Origin of the sequence: Nonomuraea sp. SYSU D8015, from assembly GCF_008065375.1 — a bacterium.
Taxonomy (GTDB): domain Bacteria; phylum Actinomycetota; class Actinomycetes; order Streptosporangiales; family Streptosporangiaceae; genus Nonomuraea.
In genome coordinates this window covers 402,938-422,490 of sequence record NZ_VJYI01000003.1, presented here as the reverse complement: position 1 = coordinate 422,490, position 19,553 = coordinate 402,938, and the positions used below count along the sequence as shown (strand labels likewise).

At 69.8% G+C, this 19,553-nt stretch carries 16 protein-coding genes; 7 read left to right on the top strand and 9 right to left on the bottom strand.

What is annotated here, in order from left to right:
• The 3 genes from ID574_RS17360 to ID574_RS17350 are packed head-to-tail and all read left to right on the top strand — an operon-like array spanning position 1 to position 4,609.
• Positions 1-840, top strand: a complete 840-nt coding sequence (locus ID574_RS17360) for an ABC transporter permease (protein ID WP_188189928.1) — start codon at positions 1-3, stop codon at positions 838-840.
• Positions 837-2,906 (top strand): ABC transporter ATP-binding protein, encoded by a 2,070-nt coding sequence (locus tag ID574_RS17355; protein ID WP_188189927.1) that lies wholly within the window; start codon positions 837-839, stop codon positions 2,904-2,906. The genes ID574_RS17360 and ID574_RS17355 overlap by 4 nt, the downstream gene beginning before the upstream one ends.
• On the top strand, positions 2,903-4,609 hold the full coding sequence (locus ID574_RS17350) for an ABC transporter family substrate-binding protein (protein WP_188189926.1): 1,707 nt from the start codon (positions 2,903-2,905) through the stop codon (positions 4,607-4,609). The genes ID574_RS17355 and ID574_RS17350 overlap by 4 nt, the downstream gene beginning before the upstream one ends.
• 84 nt (positions 4,610-4,693) lie before the next feature.
• Here the strand turns inward: ID574_RS17350 and ID574_RS17345 are convergent, their stop codons facing one another.
• Positions 4,694-5,560, bottom strand: coding sequence for an NAD(P)H-binding protein (locus tag ID574_RS17345; protein ID WP_188189925.1), 867 nt, complete (start codon positions 5,558-5,560; stop codon positions 4,694-4,696).
• Positions 5,561-5,786: 226 nt separating this feature from the next.
• Positions 5,787-6,830, bottom strand: a complete 1,044-nt coding sequence (locus tag ID574_RS17340) for a saccharopine dehydrogenase NADP-binding domain-containing protein (RefSeq protein WP_188189924.1) — start codon at positions 6,828-6,830, stop codon at positions 5,787-5,789.
• 83 nt (positions 6,831-6,913) lie between these two features.
• Here ID574_RS17340 and ID574_RS17335 point away from each other — a divergent pair, with 83 nt between their 5' ends.
• The gene (locus ID574_RS17335; RefSeq protein WP_188189923.1) at positions 6,914-7,498 is read left to right on the top strand and encodes a TetR/AcrR family transcriptional regulator; all 585 of its coding nucleotides are present in this window, start codon (positions 6,914-6,916) and stop codon (positions 7,496-7,498) included.
• A gap of 128 nt (positions 7,499-7,626) precedes the next feature.
• Here the strand turns inward: ID574_RS17335 and ID574_RS17330 are convergent, their stop codons facing one another.
• The gene (locus ID574_RS17330; protein WP_188189922.1) at positions 7,627-8,616 is read right to left on the bottom strand and encodes a pectate lyase family protein; all 990 of its coding nucleotides are present in this window, start codon (positions 8,614-8,616) and stop codon (positions 7,627-7,629) included.
• A gap of 293 nt (positions 8,617-8,909) precedes the next feature.
• On the opposite strand from ID574_RS17330, the gene ID574_RS17325 reads away from it, so the two are divergent.
• On the top strand, positions 8,910-11,378 hold the full coding sequence (locus ID574_RS17325; RefSeq protein ID WP_223166785.1) for a glycoside hydrolase family 3 N-terminal domain-containing protein: 2,469 nt from the start codon (positions 8,910-8,912) through the stop codon (positions 11,376-11,378).
• Positions 11,379-11,394: 16 nt separating this feature from the next.
• On the opposite strand, the gene ID574_RS17320 is transcribed toward ID574_RS17325, so the two are convergent.
• The 3 genes from ID574_RS17320 to ID574_RS17310 all read right to left on the bottom strand — a co-directional run bounded on the left by ID574_RS17320 (position 11,395) and on the right by ID574_RS17310 (position 13,397).
• A complete protein-coding gene (locus tag ID574_RS17320) occupies positions 11,395-11,559 on the bottom strand; it encodes a hypothetical protein (RefSeq protein ID WP_188189921.1) in 165 nt (54 codons plus the stop codon).
• 36 nt (positions 11,560-11,595) lie between these two features.
• Positions 11,596-12,117 (bottom strand): snapalysin family zinc-dependent metalloprotease, encoded by a 522-nt coding sequence (locus tag ID574_RS17315; RefSeq protein ID WP_188189920.1) that lies wholly within the window; start codon positions 12,115-12,117, stop codon positions 11,596-11,598.
• Positions 12,118-12,218: 101 nt separating this feature from the next.
• Positions 12,219-13,397: a right-handed parallel beta-helix repeat-containing protein gene (locus ID574_RS17310; protein WP_188189919.1), complete on the bottom strand. Its 1,179-nt coding sequence runs from the start codon at positions 13,395-13,397 to the stop codon at positions 12,219-12,221.
• Between the two features lie 281 nt (positions 13,398-13,678).
• On the opposite strand from ID574_RS17310, the gene ID574_RS17305 reads away from it, so the two are divergent.
• Both ID574_RS17305 and ID574_RS17300 read left to right on the top strand, forming a co-directional pair.
• On the top strand, positions 13,679-15,541 hold the full coding sequence (locus ID574_RS17305; RefSeq protein WP_188189918.1) for an ABC transporter ATP-binding protein: 1,863 nt from the start codon (positions 13,679-13,681) through the stop codon (positions 15,539-15,541).
• A 238-nt stretch (positions 15,542-15,779) separates the two neighbouring features.
• On the top strand, positions 15,780-16,259 hold the full coding sequence (locus ID574_RS17300; RefSeq protein ID WP_188189917.1) for a hypothetical protein: 480 nt from the start codon (positions 15,780-15,782) through the stop codon (positions 16,257-16,259).
• Here ID574_RS17300 and ID574_RS17295 read toward each other — a convergent pair whose 3' ends face one another.
• The 3 genes from ID574_RS17295 to ID574_RS17285 are packed head-to-tail and all read right to left on the bottom strand — an operon-like array spanning position 16,260 to position 19,433.
• Entirely contained in the window at positions 16,260-17,150 is an 891-nt protein-coding gene (locus ID574_RS17295) for a carbohydrate ABC transporter permease (protein ID WP_188189916.1), read from the bottom strand.
• A 1-nt stretch (position 17,151) separates the two neighbouring features.
• The gene (locus ID574_RS17290; RefSeq protein WP_188189915.1) at positions 17,152-18,078 is read right to left on the bottom strand and encodes a carbohydrate ABC transporter permease; all 927 of its coding nucleotides are present in this window, start codon (positions 18,076-18,078) and stop codon (positions 17,152-17,154) included.
• On the bottom strand, positions 18,075-19,433 hold the full coding sequence (locus ID574_RS17285) for an extracellular solute-binding protein (RefSeq protein WP_223166784.1): 1,359 nt from the start codon (positions 19,431-19,433) through the stop codon (positions 18,075-18,077). The genes ID574_RS17290 and ID574_RS17285 overlap by 4 nt, the downstream gene beginning before the upstream one ends.
• Between the last annotated feature and the right edge of the window lie 120 nt (positions 19,434-19,553).

Sequence of the window (19,553 nt, the reverse complement as noted above, 5' to 3'; positions counted from 1 at the left end):
ATGCGTTCGAAAGTCGTCCTCAGGCGCCTGTTCCGCAACCCGCAGGCCCGCTACGGCATCATCGCCTTCGTCCTGCTCGTGGCTCTGGCGTACATCGGCCCGTACTTCGGCTCCTACGAATGGACCGAGAAGGACTTCATGGCCTTCCTGTCGCCCCCCGACGCCGACCACTGGTGGGGCACGACCTCCATCGGCCAGGACATGTACGCGATCACGCTCCGCGGGATGCAGAAGTCGATCGTCATCGGCGTCCTGGTGGCGCTCATCGCGACCGGACTGGCCGCCGTCGTCGGAGCCTTCGCCGGATATTTCGGCGGCTGGCTGGACAGGGTGCTCATGTGGGGTGTGGACCTCCTCCTGGTCCTTCCCAGCTTCCTCATCCTCGCGATCGTCTCGCCCAGGCTGCGGGACGGCTCCTGGATCTGGTTCGTGGTCCTGCTCGCCGCGTTCACCTGGATGATCACCTCCAGGGTCGTGCGGAGCATGACGATCTCGCTGCGCGAGCGCGAATACGTCCAGGCCGCCGTCTACATGGGCATCCCCCGCTGGAAGATCATCTTCCGGCACATCGTGCCCAACCTGTCCTCCCTGCTCATCATCGACGCCACCCTCAACGTCAGCGGCGCGGTCGTCGGCGAGGCGGCGCTGTCGTTCTTCGGATTCGGCATCCAGCCGCCGGACGTCTCGCTGGGCACGCTCATCGCCGAGGGCTCCCGCAACGCCACCGGCTATCCGTGGCTGTTCGCCTTCCCCGCCGGGATGCTCGTCCTGCTGGTGCTGAGCGTCAACCTGATCGGCGACGGCCTGCGTGACGCACTCGACCCGGGGAGCAACTCGTGAGCATCCTTGAGGTAACCGACCTCACCGTGACCTTCCCCGGCGGCGTCCAGGCGGTGCGCGGGGTGTCGTACGGGGTGGAGCGCGGCGAGGTGCTCGGCATCGTCGGCGAGTCCGGCTCCGGCAAGTCCGTCACCTCGCTGGCCATCATGGGCCTGCTGCCCAGGGGCGCCCAGGTCAGCGGCTCGGTGAAGCTGCACGGCCGCGAGTTGCTCGGCATGGACGAGGACGAGATCGTCAAGGTGCGCGGCAAGTCGATCAGCATGATCTTCCAGGATCCGCTGTCGGCCTTCACGCCCGTCTACACCATCGGCGACCAGATCGCCGAGGCCGTGCGCGTGCACCAGAAGATGGCCAAGGACAAGGCCGCCAAGCGGGCCGTCGAACTGCTCGACCTGGTCGGCATCCCGAACCCGAACCTGCGGGCCAAGGCGTTCCCGCACGAGTTCTCCGGTGGCATGCGCCAGCGCGCGATGATCGCCATGGCCATCGCCAACGACCCCGACCTGCTCATCTGCGACGAGCCGACCACCGCGCTCGACGTGACCATCCAGGCCCAGGTGCTGGAGGTCCTCAAGACCGCGCAGCAGGAGACGGGCGCCGGCATCGTGATGATCACCCATGACCTGGGCGTCATCGCGGGCATGGCCGACCGGGTGCTCGTCATGTACGCGGGCCGGCCGGTGGAGCAGGGGCCGGTGGACGACATCTACTACCGGCCGCGCATGCCGTACACGATGGGCCTGCTCGCCTCGATCCCCAGGATCGACGGCGAGGAGGGATCGCTGGTGCCCATCGAGGGCAACCCGCCCTCGCCGTCGGCGCTGCCGCCCGGCTGCCCGTTCGCGCCGCGCTGCCCGATGAAGGTGGACATGTGCGACGACGAGGAGCCGCCGCTGACGCCGTTCGGCAGCGGGCGGCACGTGGCGTGCATCCGCTCGCACGAGATCGAGCACAAGGGCCTGACCGGGGCCGACGTGTTCCCGGTGCCGGTCATCCCGCCGAGCGACGTGGTCCGCGTGCCGCGGGCCGAGCGCGCCACGGTGCTGCGGCTGGACGACATGATCCGGCACTACCCGCTGATGAAGGGCGCGGTCTTCAAGCGCCGCGTCGGCACGGTGTACGCGGTCGACGGCATCAGCTTCGACATCGCCGAGGGCGAGACGCTGGCCCTGGTCGGCGAGTCCGGCTGCGGCAAGACCACCACCCTGCAGCAGATCATGCAGCTGGCCCCGCCACAGGGCGGCCGGGTCGTCGTGCTCGGCAAGGACAGCGCCAAACTGGACAAGGCGGCACGCAAGGCGCTGCGGCGCGACCTGCAGATCGTCTTCCAGGACCCCATGGCCGCGCTCGACCCGCGCATGCCGGTCGGCGACATCATCGCCGAGCCGCTGCGCGCGCACGGCAGGAAAGACGTGCGGGCCCGGGTCTCCGAGTTGCTGGAGCTGGTCGGGCTCTCGCCCGAGCACGCCGAACGCTACCCGCAGCAGTTCTCCGGCGGGCAGCGCCAGCGCATCGGCATCGCCCGCGCGCTCGCGCTGGAGCCGAAACTGCTCGTCCTGGACGAGCCGGTGTCGGCACTCGACGTCTCCATCCAGGCGGGTGTGATCAACCTGCTGGAGGAGCTGAAGAACACGCTGGGACTGTCGTACCTGTTCGTGGCCCACGACCTGGCCGTGGTCAGGCACCTGGCCGACCGGGTCGCGGTGATGTATCTCGGCAGGATCGCCGAGATCGGCACGGTCGAGAACGTCTACGACCACCCGGCGCACCCCTACACGCAGGCGCTGTTGTCGGCGATCCCGCTGCCGGACCCGGAGATGGAACGCACCCGGAAGCGGATCCTGCTCGAAGGCGACCTGCCCAGCCCGGCCGACCCGCCATCGGGTTGCCGGTTCCGCACCCGCTGCCCCAAGTTCGCCCGGCTCAGCGAGGCGGAGCGGCAGAGGTGTGTGGACGAAGAGCCTTCGGTTGCCCGGCTCGGCAACGCCGTGGACCACGGCGCGGCCTGCCACTACGCGGAGGAGATCGAGGTCATCACGGCCTCGGACGATCAGGAGGAAAAGTGAAGGTTCGTTACCGGGCTGCCGCGGGGATCGCGGCCCTGGCCTTGGCCGTGGCCGCCTGCGGCGGTGGCGGCGGGAACAAGCAGCCGAGCGCCGAGAAGTCGCAGCAGGCGCAGCAGCAGATGGCGGAGACCCCGGCCATCAGCATCAACCCGGTCGAATACGACAAGGTCAAGGACGGTGGCACCCTGACGCTGGCCATCGGCCAGTGGCCGAGCCAGTGGAACGGCAACCACGTCGACGGCAACCAGGCCGACACTGCGGACATGCTCGACCCGATCATGCCGCAGCTCATGGTCTCCGACGAGAAGGCCAACCTGACGCCGAACCCGGACTTCGTGACCGACGTCAAGAACGAGACGTCGGGGGGCAAGCAGATCGTGACCTTCACGCTCAACGACAAGGCCCAGTGGTCGGACGGCACGCCGATCACATGGAAGGACCTCGAGGCCGCGTGGAAGGTCAACAGCGGTAAGGACAAGGCGTACAAGCCCGCCTCCACGGACGGCTGGGACAAGGTCGAGTCGGTCACCAAGGGCGACTCGGACAAGGTCGCCGTCATCACCTTCACCAAGCCGTACGGTGAGTGGCTGGACCTGTACTCCCGGTCCCCGCACCTCTACCCCGCCTCGCACATGGTGGATCCGGAGAAGTACGAGAAGGACTACCTCCAGAAGATCCCGGTCACCGCGGGCCCGTTCAAGGTGGAGTCGATCAACGAGGGCACCAAGACCCTCACCCTCGTGCGTGACGACAAGTGGTGGGGCAAGAAGGCGAAGCTCGACAAGATCATCTTCCGCACGATCGAGTCGCCGGCCGCCGAGGTGAACGCCTTCGCCAACGGCGAGCTCGACGCCGCCAACATCCAGGCCGGCAACCCTGCCGACCTCAAGCGGGCCAAGGAAGTCCCCGACGCGGACATCCGCAAGTCGCTCAGCCCGAACTGGCGGCACATCACCGTCAACAACCAGAGCGAGTTCCTGAAGGACAAGTCGGTCCGGCAGGCCGTCGCCTACGGCATCAACCGCGAGGCGATCACCGCGTCCGACCTCAAGGACATGGACTGGCCGATCCAGACGCTCGGCAACCACGTCTTCATGAACAACCACAAGTCCTACGTCGACAACTCCGGCGACATCGGCAAGTACAACCCCGAGAAGGCCAAGCAGCTCCTCGACGCGGCCGGCTGGAAGCAGGAGGGCGAGTTCCGCAAGAAGGACGGCAAGGAGCTCGCGCTGAGCTTCGTCATCCCGACGGACACGCCCACCGCGAAGACGGAGGGCGAGCTCACCCAGGCCATGCTCAAGGAGGTCGGGATCAAGGTCAACATCCGCCCGGTGCCCATTGACAAGTTCTTCACCGACTACATCATCAAGGGCGACTTCGACCTGGTGCCGTTCACGTGGATCGGCGAACCGCTCCCGCTGGGCAGCCTGGCGCAGATCTACAAGACCGGGTCCGAGAGCAACTTCCCCAAGAGCAACGACCCCGCCCTCGACCAGGCCATCCAGGCCGTGGTGGACGAGGCCGACCCGGCCAAGGCCGTCGAGAAGGCCAACGCCGCGGACAAGCTGATCTGGGACCTGGTCCACACCATCCCGCTGTACCAGCGGCCCGAGATCTGGGCGGCGAAGAAGACGCTCGCCAACTTCGGCGCTCGCGGCTACAAGTTCTACGACTGGTCGGCGGTCGGCTTCACCGGCTGATCACTCGCTGATCCCCGCCTGACCTGAGCCCCCGGCCGATCCGTCGGCCGGGGGCTCACGGCATCCGTCGGAAGTGGCCCCCGATCACCGCAACCCCTGGGCGAACTCGCGTATCGTCATCGGCGGCCGGCCGCCGTACCGCTCGATGCTCTCGTAGACCCCGTAGACCGGATGGTGCCCGGCCCCGATGAAGCGGAAGAGGGCCCACAGGTGCGTGAGGTGCTCGACCGCGACCTCGTCCCGGTAGATCTCCATCGCGCGGGCCTCCCACTCCTCGGGAGGCACGTCCACGTACGGGATCCCGAACGCGTCGGCCACCTCGCCGATGGTCGCCATCTGCCCGTTCACCAGGCACACCGGATCCGCTGTGTCATCTACCGGGCCGGGGTCGAGCAGGAGCCCGGCCCCGACCCTGGCCACGTCGGCGGCGGCCACGAGCGGGATCAGCGTGTCCGGCCCGCCGAGCGGCAGCGCCAGCTCGCGGTTGCCGGACGCGGCCGCCACCACGGCCAGGTTCTCGAAGAACACGCCCGCGCGCAGGTGCACCGCGCCCACCCCGGCCCAGTCGAAGACCTGCTCCGACAGCCAGTGGCGGCGCATGCGCGGGGTGCCGGCCTCGGGGGAGGCGTCCAGCTGGGACACCTCCACGACCCGCTCCACGCCCGCCTCCCGGGCCGCCGCCGCGAACGCCGCGGTGGCGTCGAGCAGCCCGGCCGTCACCGGGTACGTGAAGTACGCCCGCCTGACGCCGCGTAAGGCCGGCCGCACCGCGGCGATCTCGCAGAGGTCGCCGACGACCACCTCCACGCCAAGCTTGCGCAGCTCGGCGGCCCGGTCGTCGTCCGAGTGCACGAACGCCCGCACCTCCTCGCCACGCTCCAGCAGCAGGTCCACGACCTGCCGCCCGGTGCCTCCCTGCGACCCGCCGGCCGCGCCCGTCACGAGGATCATCGGACCTCCTTGAATGTGCGAACCCCAGGCTCGGCCCTGGGGGAGCCAGCGCTGTAGACGCCCGGCACGGTCGCCGCCGTCGGCCGCGGGCGCGCCGCCTTTCGGGACGGTGTGTCGTGCTGTGTCGTGGGTACGGCCTCCGGGCCTCCCGAGCCGGCCGCCGCCGACCCCGGCCCTTCCGGGCCGTGCCCTGCGAACCGTGTGCCGCGGGGCGGGGGAGACGAGGTCACAACTCCGCCTCTCCCGGCAGGGTGAGGGTGAAGAGGCCGAGCCGTTCCAGGTCGCGCAGGAAGGGGCCTGGAGGGAACGCCTCGGCGGGGGCGTAGACGCCGGGGCGCTCGGGGCCGTGGCCGTCGGCCAGGCGTACCGCGGCCTCGACGGAGGCGAGGGCGCTCAGGCGCCACAGGTCGCGCCCGGCCGCCTGCCCCGCGGCGCCCCCGCCTTCGGTGACCGCCTGCACGGCGACCGTGAACGCGGAGCCCGCGCGGGTCTCGGCGTCGGCGTGCTCGCTGGTGAACGCCTGCTCCTCCTCGAACGTGTGCGCCGTGAGCTGCGCCTCCACGCGGCGCGCGGACACGTGCCTGGGGACGGTCACGACCTCGGACGACGGGACCGGGGCGATCATCGTGCGCGGGCCGAGCGGCGGCGGGAACGGGAAGACGGCGTTGCGCGGCTCGACGTAGCGGACGTGCTGGGCGCCGTCCTCGTACGTGATCCGCCGGGTGTCGGCGAACAGCAGCTCCGCCGTCTTCCTGGCCCCCGTCGTCAGCCGCCAGCCGGTCACCGCGTAGGCCGAGATCACCCGGTCGATCCCGGTCAGGCCCTCGGCGACGGCCCCGGCGAGCAGGTCGCCCATCCCGCCGTAGAAGCTCATCGCAGTGATCATGGTGATGCCGGCCTGCCTGGAAGGCTCCTGCATCGTGTCGAAGATCCACTTGGTGTGGTGCTGTTCGAGCGCGTGGTCGACGTAGTGGCAACCGCCCTCGACGGCGGCCCGGGCGACCGGCTCGCCGGTGTGGGTGAAGGGGCCGGCGCAGTGGATCAGCACGCCTGCCTGCTCGGCGAGCGCTCGCAGGGCGGCGGGGTCGTCCAGCGTGGCCTGGTGGACGACCACCCCCGGCTCGCCGCCGAACTCCTCGGCCAGGGCCTTGAGGGCGGCGCCGTCCCGTCCGGCCAGGATCACGTCCCGGCCACGGGCTCGGAGCTCGGCCGCCGCCAGGCGGCCGGTGTGGCCCGTGGCGCCGTAGACGGCGATGTGCGGTGAGGACATGCTCACCTCCAATGAGACATACTCTCAGTACGTAACTGTGTTCGAAGTTACGTACCGCGAGTATGTAAGTCAATGGGAGCACGATGATCCGCCGTACTCAGGCAGAGCGGAGGGACGAGACGACGGCGGCGCTGGTGCGTGCCGCGCGGGAGCTGTTCGGCGGCGACGGCTACACGGCGACCTCGATCGACGCGGTCGCCGCGGCGGCGGGGGTGACCAAGGGGGCCGCCTACCACCATTTCGGGGGAAAGGCGCCGTTGTTCCGCGCGGCCTTCGAAGGCGAGCTGGCGGAGGTCTCGGCCAAGTTGGAACGGGTGGCCGCCGAGGAGACCGGCCCGTGGGCGGCGCTGCGCCGGGGCGCCCGGACGTTCCTGGAGCACTGCCTCGATCCGGGGTTCCGGCAGATCGTGCTGCTGGACGCGCCGTGGGTGCTGGGATGGGAGACGGCGCGGGCCGTCGAGCACCGTTACCTGCTGAGCATCCTGCTGGCCGGGTTCACGCTGGCGGCCGAAGGTGAGGACGCCGCTGCCGTGCCCGCCCGCGCGCAGCTCGTCTTCGGGGCGCTGTGCGAGGGCGGCATGCTGCTGGCCAGGTCCCCGGACCCGGCGGCCGACCTGCCCCGCCTCGCCGCCGAGGCCGACCGCCTGCTGGAGTCCCTCCGGTCGTGACCCGCCGCCATCGGCCGGGACGGCGCCGGGGTCCCGCCCGGGGCGAGCCGGGCGGGACGGTGCGCCCACGGGCCGGCGGGGGATGGGCCGCTCGCGGGCGGGGGATGGGGCTTATCCCGGCGTCGCCGTCATGGGGTGATCTTCCCGACGCCCGCGCCCGCGCGGACCGCCGACGGGACGCCCTGCGGCGCATCCAGGGTGTAGCCGTAGTAAGTGCGCGGCTCGACGACGGTCCCGTTGGTCTCGGGGGTGCCGGAGTTCACGAACACGTTGTTGCGCTGCACCGCCCGGCCGGGTCCGCTGTCGCCGTACCCGCTGGTCGAGTGGAGCGGGTGGGGCACGTTCTCGAAGTAGTTCCCCTCGACGACGGCGCCGGCGTTCATCGTGGAGGCCACGCCGTAGAGCTCGTTGCCCAGGAAATAGTTGTTGTAGACGTGCACCGGCTCGCCGAACCTGATGCGCGGGTGGCGCTGGCGGCTGCGGTCGAAGAAGTTGTGGTGGATGCTCACCTTGAGGTGGCCGACGTCCGTGCCGGCGGCGCCGTCGGAGTGGCCGATCAGCATGGACTTGTCGGAGCGGTCGAAGTGGTTCCACGAGACGGTGACGTAGTCGGCGCCCCGCACGATGTCCACCGAGCCGTCCACCGCGCCGGAGAAGGTGTTGTGGTCGATCCAGATGTGGTGGGAGTTCTGCCCGATGTTGACGGCGTCGTCCTCGGCGTTGGTGAAGCGGAGGTTGCGCACGATCACGTTGTACGACCGATAGAAGTCGAGCCCGCCGCCCGTGATGTGCCCGGACGTGCCGACGCCGACGATCGTCTTGTTGGGCCGCACCCCCTGCTTGCTGGTGATCGAGATCGTGCCGTTCACCTGGATGATCAGGGGTTCGAGGCTGTCGATGTACTCCAGGAACTGCTCGGCGTCGGTGGCCGTGACCGTCCGCCCTCCGGCGCCGCCGGTGGTGCCGTTCTGGCCGAGGGCGTTGACGGCGGCGAACCCGGTGGGGCCGTCGGCCGCCGCCGCGTGCCCGGCGGGTGCGCCGATCGAGGGAAGGGCGAGGACGACCGCCGCGACGAGGGCGGACGTCCACCGCGGGGCGCGTGGTGAGATCAGGGGCATGGTTGCTCTCCGCTTGGCAGGTACCTCCATCAAGGGTTGGAAAGCGCTTTCCGACCCGTATTATCCGTACTGCCTCACAGGCGGTAAAGCGCTGATGAAAGTTTCATGGCGGCGCGTCATGCGCCGGCCGGCCAGGTGAAAGTTTCACGGCTGTCCGGCTGTTTCCGCTGGTGGGGGCGGTGGGCGGGCTGCGGTGGAAGCGAGGGAGGGGGATTGGGTGTGACGCTGTCCTAGAGTCGCCTCTGGGAGCGCTCCCAACCTTTACCCCGACGTGCTGACCAGGAGCGGCGGCCATGAGAGACGCGAGCATGAAGTGGGTGACGCGGGCGGCCGTGACGTTGCTGGTGGTTGCCGTGCTGGGGGTGCCCGGGGCGCCGGTGACGGTCGGCGGCGGGCCGGTCGCCGTGGCGGCGGCCGCGCTCCCGTACCAGGATCCCAGCCTCCCCGTGCGGGACCGGGTGGCCGACCTGATGGGCCGGATGTCGCTGGAGGAGAAGCTCGGGCAGATGACGCAGGCCGAGCGCGGGTCGGTCAGCACGGCTGACGTCACGACGTACCGGCTCGGCTCGGTGCTGTCCGGCGGCGGGTCGGCGCCGTCCCCGAACACGGCCGCATCCTGGGCGGACATGTACGACAGATTCCAGAACGCCGCCCTGGCCACCCCGCTCGGCATCCCCATCCTGTACGGTGTGGATGCCGTGCACGGCCACAACAACGTCGTCGGCGCCACGATCTTCCCGCACAACATCGGCCTCGGCGCGACCCGGGACCCGGCGCTGGTGGAGCGGATCGGCCGGGCCGTGGCCGAGGAGGTCTCCGGCACCGGCGTGGACTGGAACTTCGCCCCTTGCCTGTGCGTGGCCCGCAACGACCGGTGGGGCCGCACGTACGAGTCGTTCGGCGAGACCCCCGAGCTGCCCTCCTCGATGGCCACGCTCGTGACCGGCCTGCAGGGCACGGCGCTGAACGGCCCCGCCTCCGTGCTGGCCACGGCCAAGCACTACGTCGGCGACGGCGGCACCACGGGCGGCGTCGACCAGGGTGACACCCAGCTGTCCGAGGCCGACCTGCGGGCGATCCATCTGCCGCCGTTCCGCGCCGCCGTGGAGCGCGGCGCCGGCTCGGTGATGATCTCGTTCAGCAGCTGGAACGGCGTCAAGCTGCACGGGCACCAGTATCTGATCACCACCGTGCTGAAGGGCGAGCTGGGCTTCTCCGGCTTCGTGGTCTCCGACTGGAACGGCATCGACCAGATCGACGGCGCCCCCGGGACCTCCGCGCTCGACGTGCGCACGGCCGTGAACGCCGGCATCGACATGGCCATGGTGCCGACGGCGTGGCGGCAGTTCATCGACCTGCTGCGGGCCGAGGTACAGGCAGGACGGGTGACGACCGCCAGGGTCGACGACGCGGTGCGGCGCATCCTGACGAAGAAGTTCGAGCTGGGCCTGTTCGAGAAGCCCCTGACGGACCGGTCCTACACCGCGACCGTGGGCAGCTCGGCGCACCGCGCCCTGGCCCGCGAGGCGGTGGCGAAATCCCAGGTTGTGCTGAAGAACAGCGGCAATCTCCTGCCCCTCGCCCCGGGCGGCAAGATCTTCGTGGCGGGCAAGAGCGCGGACGACATCGGCCTGCAGAGCGGCGGCTGGACGATCTCCTGGCAGGGCTCGCCGGGCGCGATCACGCCCGGCACCACCATCCTGCAGGGCATCAGGAACGCCGCCGGCTCCGGCACCACCGTCACCTACAGCCGCGACGGCCGCGGCATCGACGGCTCGTACCGCGTGGCGATCGCCGTGGTCGGCGAGACCCCGTACGCCGAGGGCGAGGGCGACCGCCCCGGCGGCCTCGGCCTGGACACCACGGACCTGAACACCATCGCCACCCTGCGCGCCGCCGGGGTGCCGGTCGTGGTCGTGCTCGTGTCCGGACGACCGCTCGACATCGCCGCCCAGTTGTCCGGCTGGAACGCGCTGGTGGCCGCCTGGCTGCCGGGCACCGAGGGGCAGGGCGTGGCCGACGTGCTGTTCGGATCCGTCCGGCCCACCGGCAAGCTCCCCATGACGTGGATGAGCAGCGCCTCGCAGCAGCCGATCAACCAGGGGGACGGGAAGACGCCGCTGTTCCCGTACGGGTTCGGTCTGACGTACGAGGAGCCGGACGACGACACCAGCCCGCCCACCGTGCCCGGCACGCCCGCCGCGTCGGAGGTGACCGCCTCGTCGGTGCGCCTGTCGTGGGCGGCCTCGTCCGACGACGTCGGGGTCACCGGCTACGAGGTGGTGCGGGTGCAGTCGTCGGAGACGTCGGTGACCACGTCCGCGACCACGAACGCCACGGTCACCGGGCTCGCCGCGAACACCTCGTACACCTTCGCCGTCTACGCCAGGGACGCGGCCGGCAACCGCTCGCCGCGCTCCGGCACCGTGACCGTGACCACGCGGCCGGACGGCGGGACCGCAGGTTGCTCGGTCACGGCGACGGTGCAGAGCCAGTGGAGCACCGGCTACGTGATCCAGCTGACCGTCACCAACACCGGCACGACGGCTCTGGGCGGCTGGACCGTCATCTTCACGCTGCCGTCCGGCCATCAGATCACCGGCGGGTGGAACGCGTCCTTCACGTTGACCGGCCAGAACGTCACCGCCCGCAACGCGGGGCACAACGGGACGCTCGGGCCTGGTCAAACCGCTTCCTTCGGCTTCCAGGCCAGTCGCCCCGCCGGCGACACCCGCCTGCCGTCCGGCTACACCTGCACCTGACCGGCAGAACCGATGGTCACGGCTTCTGCCCTGCCTTGGCCGGCTCGAGGTACCGGCGCATCTCGGCGCGGCGGTGCAGGGTGATCAGGAACGTCTCCGCGGCGACCTCGTCGGCCAGGCCCCTGCCCAGCCGGCGTCCCCGGCCGGTTCCGCGGAAACACCGGATGGGGCGGCGGCGCACCTTCCGGGGGGTGCGCCGCCGCCCGGCTGTCCGGCGTCAGCGGTCCACGTGGAGCCGGTCGAACTCCACCTCCGGCGTGCCGCCGGAGAAGTTCCCGTCCACCTCGGCCCGCTCCGCCGCGTTCGGGTACGGGTTGGTGCAGGCGACACCCGCGCTGGAGCCTGACATCAGGTCGGAGCAGCGGCCGGTGCGGCGGTCGGGGAGCCCCAGGATGTGGCCGATCTCGTGGGTGGCGATGCGCAGCCGGTCGTAGCCCTGGGAGGTGGCCTGCCGGCCCATCCAGATCGTGCCGCGCCCGAGACTGGTGGGCAGGGCACGAGGCCAGCCGTTGTCCGCCAGCACGACGAAGTGGGCGGGCGAGCCCTGAACGAGCCGGACGTTGGAGACGCTCGAATTCCAGATCTGCGCCGCCTGGTTCACCGTGGACTGGAACTCGGCGGCCCGGCTCGCGTCGTACCTGAGCACCGTGACATGCGACGCGGCCTGGGCGGGTGCGGTGACCAGGAGTAAGGCGAGGCCGAGGACGAGGGACAGCACGAGACGAAGGGGTCTTGCCATGGGGCGTCCTCCGACGACGGTGGGGGGTGGCTGTCACGGTATGCGCCACCCCCGCGCCGGGGGACGTATCAGATTGCCCCTATCTCCGTGGTATGCCCGCCTCAGCAGATGCTCTGGCTGCTGTTGACCAGGGTGTTGTTCCTGAACGTGGTGTTGACCCCGCAGGGGCTCTCCCTGATGGCGGAGTTGGTCACGCGCAGGTTCTGGATGATGACGTCCGAGGTGTTGGGGAACTCGGACCGGGCCGCGATCCGGATGTCGCCCGGCCCCGTGACGCTGCCGCTCTGGGCCGCGATGTTCACGTTGTGGCAGTTCTCGATCAGGATGGCGTTGCCGCCGGTCTGGGCGATGTCCACCCGGTCGATGACCGCCCCGCCGCTCTCCGACACGCAGAAGACGCCGCGCCCGCCGCCGCGGGCGATGACCTGGCCGACCCGGATGTTGGTGGGGTACGAACTGCCGATCCGGCCGTTCCTGTTGGCCATGCGGAAGGCCGCGTAGCCGGTGCCGGTGCCCGCGCCCTGTGCGTCGACCGTGTTCACGGTGGCGTTGATGGTGTCGTTCAGCAGCAGCCCGGAGTGGCCGGTGTTGCGGGCCACGACCGTGCCGACGGTGAGACCGTCCACGCCGTACGTCTCCACGCCGTGGGTGCTGGTGCCGGAGACGTAGACGTTGTCGATCCTGACGTTCCTGGTGCGTACGCTGCGGTCGCCGTGGTTGTCGATGCGGATGCCGAGGCCGCCGGACAGGCGCATGTCGATCTGGCCGAGGGTGATGTTGGTGCCGTTGCGCACGAAGATGCCGTACAGCGGGGCGCCGGTCACGGTCAGGTGCTGGACCTCGACGTCCCGGACGCCCCTGGCGTACACGACCGCCTGGTCGCCCGAGCCGGAGCCGGTCACGTTGACGGTGCCGCAGACGTCCAGCACCGTGTAGCTCGGCAGCGACAGCCGGGATCCGGCGCTGATCGTGCCGGAGCCGCGCACGACGACCCGCTGCTTGGCGGTGCGGCCGGCGGTGAGGCTGTTCACCGCGCTCTGCATGGCCGACAGCATGCTGGTGCCGGTGTAGACGGTCCTGTTGCCGTTGCGCGCGGTCCACGTGCTGCCGCTGAGCACGGCTTCCGCGTTCGCGGTGCCGTCGCCGCAGGCCAGCGCCGATGTCCGGGAGGCGGCGCCGGCGGGTGCGGAGAGCGCGGTGGCGGCGAGGGTGAGCGCGGCCAGTGCGGCCGTCAGGCCGATCCCGCGTCGGGCGATGGGCGTTCCCTTGCTGGTTTCCATGCATCGTTCCTGTGATCGTAGACTGAATCGATTCATTCGCTGTTGAGCATGTGACCTGCGGAAAGAGAAAGACGGGGACGGCTCGTCGAGAGCCGGTCGGCCGGAGTATTGCAACGTTCAAATGCGGCCGTCAAACATCCGTGAAACTTACACGTGAGGCTGCCCGCCCCGGCCCGCCACGAGATCGAGGACCTTGCCGCGGCGGGTCAACTCCCTTCCCTGCCGCACGCGACGGTCCTGGGACGGGAGAAACTGTCAGTGTCCGCGGGCACACTCACGGTATGCCCGATGAGCCCCTCGAACTCGGCGAGATCGCCCTGCCCGACTGGCACGCCCACAGCGACAAGATGGCGGAGGTCGGCTTCCTGACCATCGCCCGACGACTCCCCTCCCTCATCAGCCAGGCGATGCGCATGGCCTGGGAGGCCAGCCCGCGCGACACCGCGGCCACGATCTCGCTCAATCTGCTCGGCGGGGTCTTCACCGCGTTCGGCCTGCTGGCGACCACCGGCGTGCTCACCGCGCTGTTCAGCGAGGGCCCGACCCCCGACCGCGTGATGGCGGCGTTGCCCAGCCTGGTGCTGGTCGGCGCGGCCGCGGTGATCCGCACGATGACGCAGGCGGGCGCCGGCTGGGCCGAGGCGCGCCTCACGCCCCAGATCGAGCGGGCCTCCGAGGAGCGTCTCTACGGCCTGACCAGCCGTGTCGAGCTCGTCGCCTACGACGACCCCGAGTTCCACGACGCCTTGGAACGCGCCAAGGGCCGCGGCGTCGCCACGGCCGACTGGGTGGTGTCCGCGGCCGTCGACGTGGTCACCGCCGCCGTCGGCATCGCGGCGGCGGCCGGCGTGCTCGGCATCCTGCATCCGGTGCTGCTGCCGCTGCTCCTGCTGGCCGTGCTGCCCGACGCGTGGGCCGCGGTGCGCAGCGCGCGCATGCGTTACTCGACGATGTACGGCCTCATCCCGGCCCGCCGCCGGAAGTGGATCATCAGTGAGCTGCTGGCCGACCGCGCGCCGGCGGCCGAGGTCCGCTCGTTCACCATGCGGCGGTTCCTGCTGCGCATGTACGACGCGGTGGCCAGGGCCGAGCAGGACATCATGCTCAAGCTGGTCAAACGGCAGACGATCACCCGGCTCGCCGGCGAGGCGCTGGGCGGCGTCGGGACCGCCCTGGTTTACGTGGCCCTGGGCATCCTGCTGGCGATCGCCGCGATCCCGCTGGCCGTGGCCGGCACCGCGGTGCTCGCCATCCGCTCGGGGCAGACCTCGCTCAGCAGCCTGATGTACGCCACCAACCGCCTCTACGAGCAGGGCCTCTACTTCACCGACTTCCTGGAGTTCTGCGCCGACGCCGAGCGCCGCCTGATCAGTCCCCGCCCGCTCGCCGCCCCCGGCGGCTTCGAGCGCATCGTCGCCGACGGCGTGACGTTCACCTACCCCGGCGCCGACGAGCCCGCCCTGCGCGGGGTGTCCATCGAGATCAAACATGGAGAGGTGATCGCGTTCGTCGGCGAGAACGGCTCCGGCAAGACCACCCTCGCCAAGATCCTCTCCGGCCTCTACGAGCCCGACACCGGCGCGGTCTTCTGGGACGACACGGACCTCAAACAGGTCAGCCCGGAGGAGCTGCGCCTGCGCACCGCCGTGATCGCCCAAGACCACACCCGCTGGCCGCTCACCGCCCGCTACAACATCACCATGGGCACCGACAAGGGCGAGCCCGCCCTCCACTCGGCCGCCGCCGTGGCAGGCGCCGACGAGGTCATCGCCGACCTGCCCCACGGCTACCGCACCCTCCTCGACCGCCGCTTCAAGGACGGCCACGAGCTGTCCGGCGGCCAGTGGCAGCGCATCGCCGTGGCCCGCGGCTTCCACCGCGACGCCGACCTGCTCATCTGCGACGAGCCCACCGCCGCCCTCGACGCCCGCGCCGAGCACGCCCTCTTCGAACGCATCCGCAGCCACTCCGACGGCCGCACCGTGCTCCTGATCACCCACCGTCTGGCCAGCGTCCGCTATGCCGACCGCATCTACGTCCTCGACCACGGCAAGGTCGTCGAGCAGGGCGACCACGACACGCTCATGTCGCTCAACGGCCTCTACGCCGACCTCTACACGCTCCAGGCGAGCGCGTACCAATAGCCGGGCCCATCCGTCTGAGATGCCGGACGCCGCTCGCGATCAGCAGCACGCCGAGTGTGACCCCGCGGGCGGCGTCTCTCCCCCGAGCCGCCGGTTCTGCAGGCCGAAGTCCCGGCCGTCCGCCGTCCATTGGCCGAAAGTATCGGCTCCATCGACCTTCGGCCGTTGTCCGTGCGCGTCGGCGTGCGGTGAGGTGCTGTTACGGTCGAGCCGGGCGCCGTAGGGAGGAAAGGATCACATGACCTCGGAGCAGAGCCCCGACGATGGCAAGCCGGACATCGGCGATATGATCGGCGATCTGCTCTCCTTCTGGATGTTGGGCTCGATCGGCTCCACCTCCGAGCACAACCTCCGCTACCACCCGGTCAAGCTCGTCGTCTGGACGCTCGTGGCGATCGCCGTGGCGACCGTCGTCTCCGCGGTCAAGCTGGCCCTGTTCGGCGAGCCCAGGGCAGGGTGGGCCACCACGTTGATCCCGTTGCTGCTGCCGCTGACCGGCGCCGTGGCGCACCGGCCGCCCCGCTACGCCTCCGCCCTGGCCGGGGGCCTGGCGGCGGGCGTGGTCACGGCGCTGCTGATCGGCATCGACATGGGCACCACGCTCAGCTCGTTCTGGGCCGGGTTCGCGGGAGTGTGCGCCGGGTTCCTGGCATGCTCGGTGGTGTTCGCCGCGGTCACCTGGCCGCGGCCGGAGCCTCCCGAGCAGCCCGGACAGTAGCTACTTGCTGAACCCGGCGGTCAGGCCGGCCAGCAGTTGGCGGCGGCCGACCACGTACAGGATCAGGATGGGCAGCGTGGTGAGGACGACGGAGGCGAGCACCGCCGGCACGTTGATGCTGTACTGGCCCTGGAAGCTCCACAGCGCCAGCGGCAGCGTGCGCTTGTCGGGGCTCTGCGTGAGGATCAGCGGCAGCAGGAAGCCGTTCCAGATGGTCAGCGCGTTGTAGATCGTCACCGTCACCACGGCCGGCCTGGTCAGGGGGAGGGCAAGGTTCCAGAGTGTGCGGGACTCGCTGGCGCCGTCCAGGCGCATCGACTCGAACAGCTCCTTGGGCACGTCCCTGATGAAGTTCGACAGCACCAGCACCGACAGCGGGATCGCGAACGCGATCGACGGCAGGATCAGCGCCATCAGCGAGTCGTAGAGGCCCAGCTGGATGATGATCAGGTAGATGGGGATGATCGTGGCCTGGTGCGGGATGGCCAGTCCCATGAGGAACGTCGAGTTCGTCCAGCGCAGGAACCGCCCCCCGCCGCTGCGGACGATCGCGTACGCCGCCATGAACGACACCGCGACGGCGGGCACGACCGCGCCGAGCGTGACGATGACGCTGTTGATGAAGTATTGGATGAAGCCCGCCTCGATGACCATCCCGTAGTTGGCCAGCGTGGGCGCGGGCGGCGGCAGAAGCGGATTCTCGATGTAGTAGTTGCTCTGCGACTTGAAGCTCGTGATGACGATCCAGTAGATCGGCACGATCACGATCACCAGCCAGATCCAGGAGATCGTGCCGGCCACCCAGTTGGGGCGGCGGGTCACCCTCTTGGGTGGGGGAGCGGAGTGCCCCGCCGTCGCCTGCGAGGAGTCCTTCGCGAGGGTCGTCGCCATGTCAGGCCCCTTCCAGCTGGCTGTGGGTCGCGTCCCGGCCGCCGAGCCGGCGCAGCAGCAGCGCCAGCGCCAGGCCCACCAGGACGAGGATGACGGCGATCGCGCTGGCCGGACCCATCAGGTTGGCCTGGAATCCCCTCTTGTACATCTCCAGGGCGAGCACCCGGGTGGCGTCCCCGGGACCGCCCGCGGTGAGCACGAAGATCAGGTCGAAGAAGACCAGCGAGCCCACGACCATCAGGGTCGAGGACGTGATGATCGTGTACTTGAGCTGGGGCAGGGTGATGCTGAAGAACATGCGGATCCGGCCCGCGCCGTCGATCTCGGCGGCCTCGTACATCGAACGCGGGATCTGGCGCACGCCGCCCTGGTAGATCAGCGAGTGGAACGGGATGAACTGCCACGACACCACGAAGATCACCACGCCGAAGGCGAGGACCGGCTCACCCAGCCAGTCCTGCACGAGGATCGGGATGCCGAGCCCGGCGCCGAGCCCGAAGTTCGGGTCGAGCAGGGCCTTGTAGGTGATCGCGATGGCGGCCGAGCTGAGCAGCAGCGGGATGAAGTAGAACACGGAGAGCACGGCGCGGTAGCGCTGGAAACCGGCCAGGAACGTGCCGAGCAGGATGCTCGCGGGCGTCTGCACCGCCCACGACAGCGCGATGACGAGGAACGTCACCCACAACGCGTGCGGCAGGCCGGGATCGGTGAGAACCGCCCGCCAGCTGTCGAAGCCGGTCAGGTGGATCTCGCCGAGCCCGTCCCAGGAGGTGAAGCTGAGCGCGAAGACCCCGAAGAGCGGGATGACGCCGAAGGCGACGAAGAACAGCAGAGCCGGCACGGCCAGCCAGGGCAGGCCGCGTCCCTGGCCGCCGGGCACGGCGGCCAGGGACGCGCTCCCCCTGGCGGGAATCGGGGGAACAGTCACTTGCCGATGACCTCGTTGAGGTTCGTCGCGAACTGCTGCGGCGAGATCGACATCTGGAACAGCTTGGCGATGTTGTCCAGCAGGACCTCGGCCGCGGTCGGGCTGAGCGCCTGGTCCCAGGACTGCTGGAAGGACTTGGCGTTGCTGGCGATGTCGTAGACGAACTTCTGCCACGCCGAGTCCGCGGAGGAGGCGAACTGCGCGTCGACGCCCTTGACGATCGGCACCTGGGAAATGCTGACCCAGTCCTTGGCCTGCGCGTCGGAGTTCATCTCGGTGGCGAAGAACTTCTTGGCGATCTCCTTGGCCTCCGGGGTCGCCTTGGAGGAGATCGACATGTACTGGCCCGGGTTGCCCACGGTGTTGCCGGGGTCGCCCTTGCCGCCGGTGACCGGCGGGAAGTTCATGTAGCCGAGGTTGCCGCCGGTGACGAAGTCGCCGCCGTCCTGCTTCATCGACCCGTACGTCCAGCCGCCGTGCAGCATCATCGCGGCCTTGCCGGTGTAGAGCAGCGCCTGGTCGGCGTTGGAGTCCGCGGTGATCGACGAGAAGCCCTTGACGAAGCCGTTCGCCTTGATCAGCTCCTGCATCTTCGTCAGGGCGTCGATGGCGGCCGGGTTGTTCCAGGCGTCCTTTTCCCCGTCGTAGATGGCCTGGAAGACCTCGGGGCCGCCGATGCGGTCGAAGAGGAACTCCAGCCACATCATGTTCGTCCAGCGGGACTGGCCGCCGAGGGAGAACGGCGCGATGCCCTTGGCGTTGAACTTCTTCACCAGGTCCATGATGTCGCCCCACTCCTGCGGGGGCTGGGCGCCGATCTGGTCGAAGAGCTTCTTGTTGTAGAACAAGACGATCGGCGTCACGCACTCGACCGGCAACGCGTAGATCTTGCCGTCGACGGTGGCCGCGCCGAAGGCGGACGGGAACAGCCGGTCCTTGATGGCCGGGTTCTGGTCGAACCAAGAGGTGAGGTCGTCGACCGCGCCGGCCTGCACGTAGCTCTTCAGGCCGCCGCCGCCCCAGCCCCAGATGATGGTCGGCGCCTCGCCCGCGCCGATCGCCGTCTTGATCTTGGTCTTGAAGGCGTCGTTCTGGAGGGTCGTCGTCGCGATCTGGGTGCTCGGGTTGGCCTTGTTGAAGCGCTCGACGGCGCGTCTGCGCACGCCTTCGTTCGGTTCCACGCTGAGGTACCAGTAGGTGGCCTTGCCTGCGCCGCCGCCGCTGGTGGTGCCGGTGCCGCCACCGGCGCCGGTCTGGGTCGGCCCCTGGCCGCCGCAGGCCGCTAGCGCGGCTCCCAAAGGCAGGCCCATGGAGAGGCTGAGAAAGGTACGGCGAGAGGTTTTCCTGGTCTCCACGCTGATCTCCGTACTTGAACGCCGGGGGGATTGGCCGCGCGGCTCGTTGATCAATCGAATGCGGTGCCGGCCGGCCGCAGGCGGCGCCGGGCGATGCCGCTCGTCATGTCTCCTTAAGAG

Coding starts and splice junctions, on each gene's coding strand:
- ID574_RS17295 (WP_188189916.1), bottom strand. CDS start 17,150: ATGGCGACGACCCTCGCGAAGGACTCCTCGCAGGCGACGGCGGGGCAC.
- ID574_RS17315 (WP_188189920.1), bottom strand. CDS start 12,117: ATGGCAAGACCCCTTCGTCTCGTGCTGTCCCTCGTCCTCGGCCTCGCC.
- ID574_RS17335 (WP_188189923.1), top strand. CDS start 6,914: ATGATCCGCCGTACTCAGGCAGAGCGGAGGGACGAGACGACGGCGGCG.
- ID574_RS17340 (WP_188189924.1), bottom strand. CDS start 6,830: ATGTCCTCACCGCACATCGCCGTCTACGGCGCCACGGGCCACACCGGC.
- ID574_RS17300 (WP_188189917.1), top strand. CDS start 15,780: ATGACCTCGGAGCAGAGCCCCGACGATGGCAAGCCGGACATCGGCGAT.
- ID574_RS17345 (WP_188189925.1), bottom strand. CDS start 5,560: ATGATCCTCGTGACGGGCGCGGCCGGCGGGTCGCAGGGAGGCACCGGG.
- ID574_RS17310 (WP_188189919.1), bottom strand. CDS start 13,397: ATGGAAACCAGCAAGGGAACGCCCATCGCCCGACGCGGGATCGGCCTG.
- ID574_RS17305 (WP_188189918.1), top strand. CDS start 13,679: ATGCCCGATGAGCCCCTCGAACTCGGCGAGATCGCCCTGCCCGACTGG.
- ID574_RS17360 (WP_188189928.1), top strand. CDS start 1: ATGCGTTCGAAAGTCGTCCTCAGGCGCCTGTTCCGCAACCCGCAGGCC.
- ID574_RS17325 (WP_223166785.1), top strand. CDS start 8,910: ATGAGAGACGCGAGCATGAAGTGGGTGACGCGGGCGGCCGTGACGTTG.
- ID574_RS17330 (WP_188189922.1), bottom strand. CDS start 8,616: ATGCCCCTGATCTCACCACGCGCCCCGCGGTGGACGTCCGCCCTCGTC.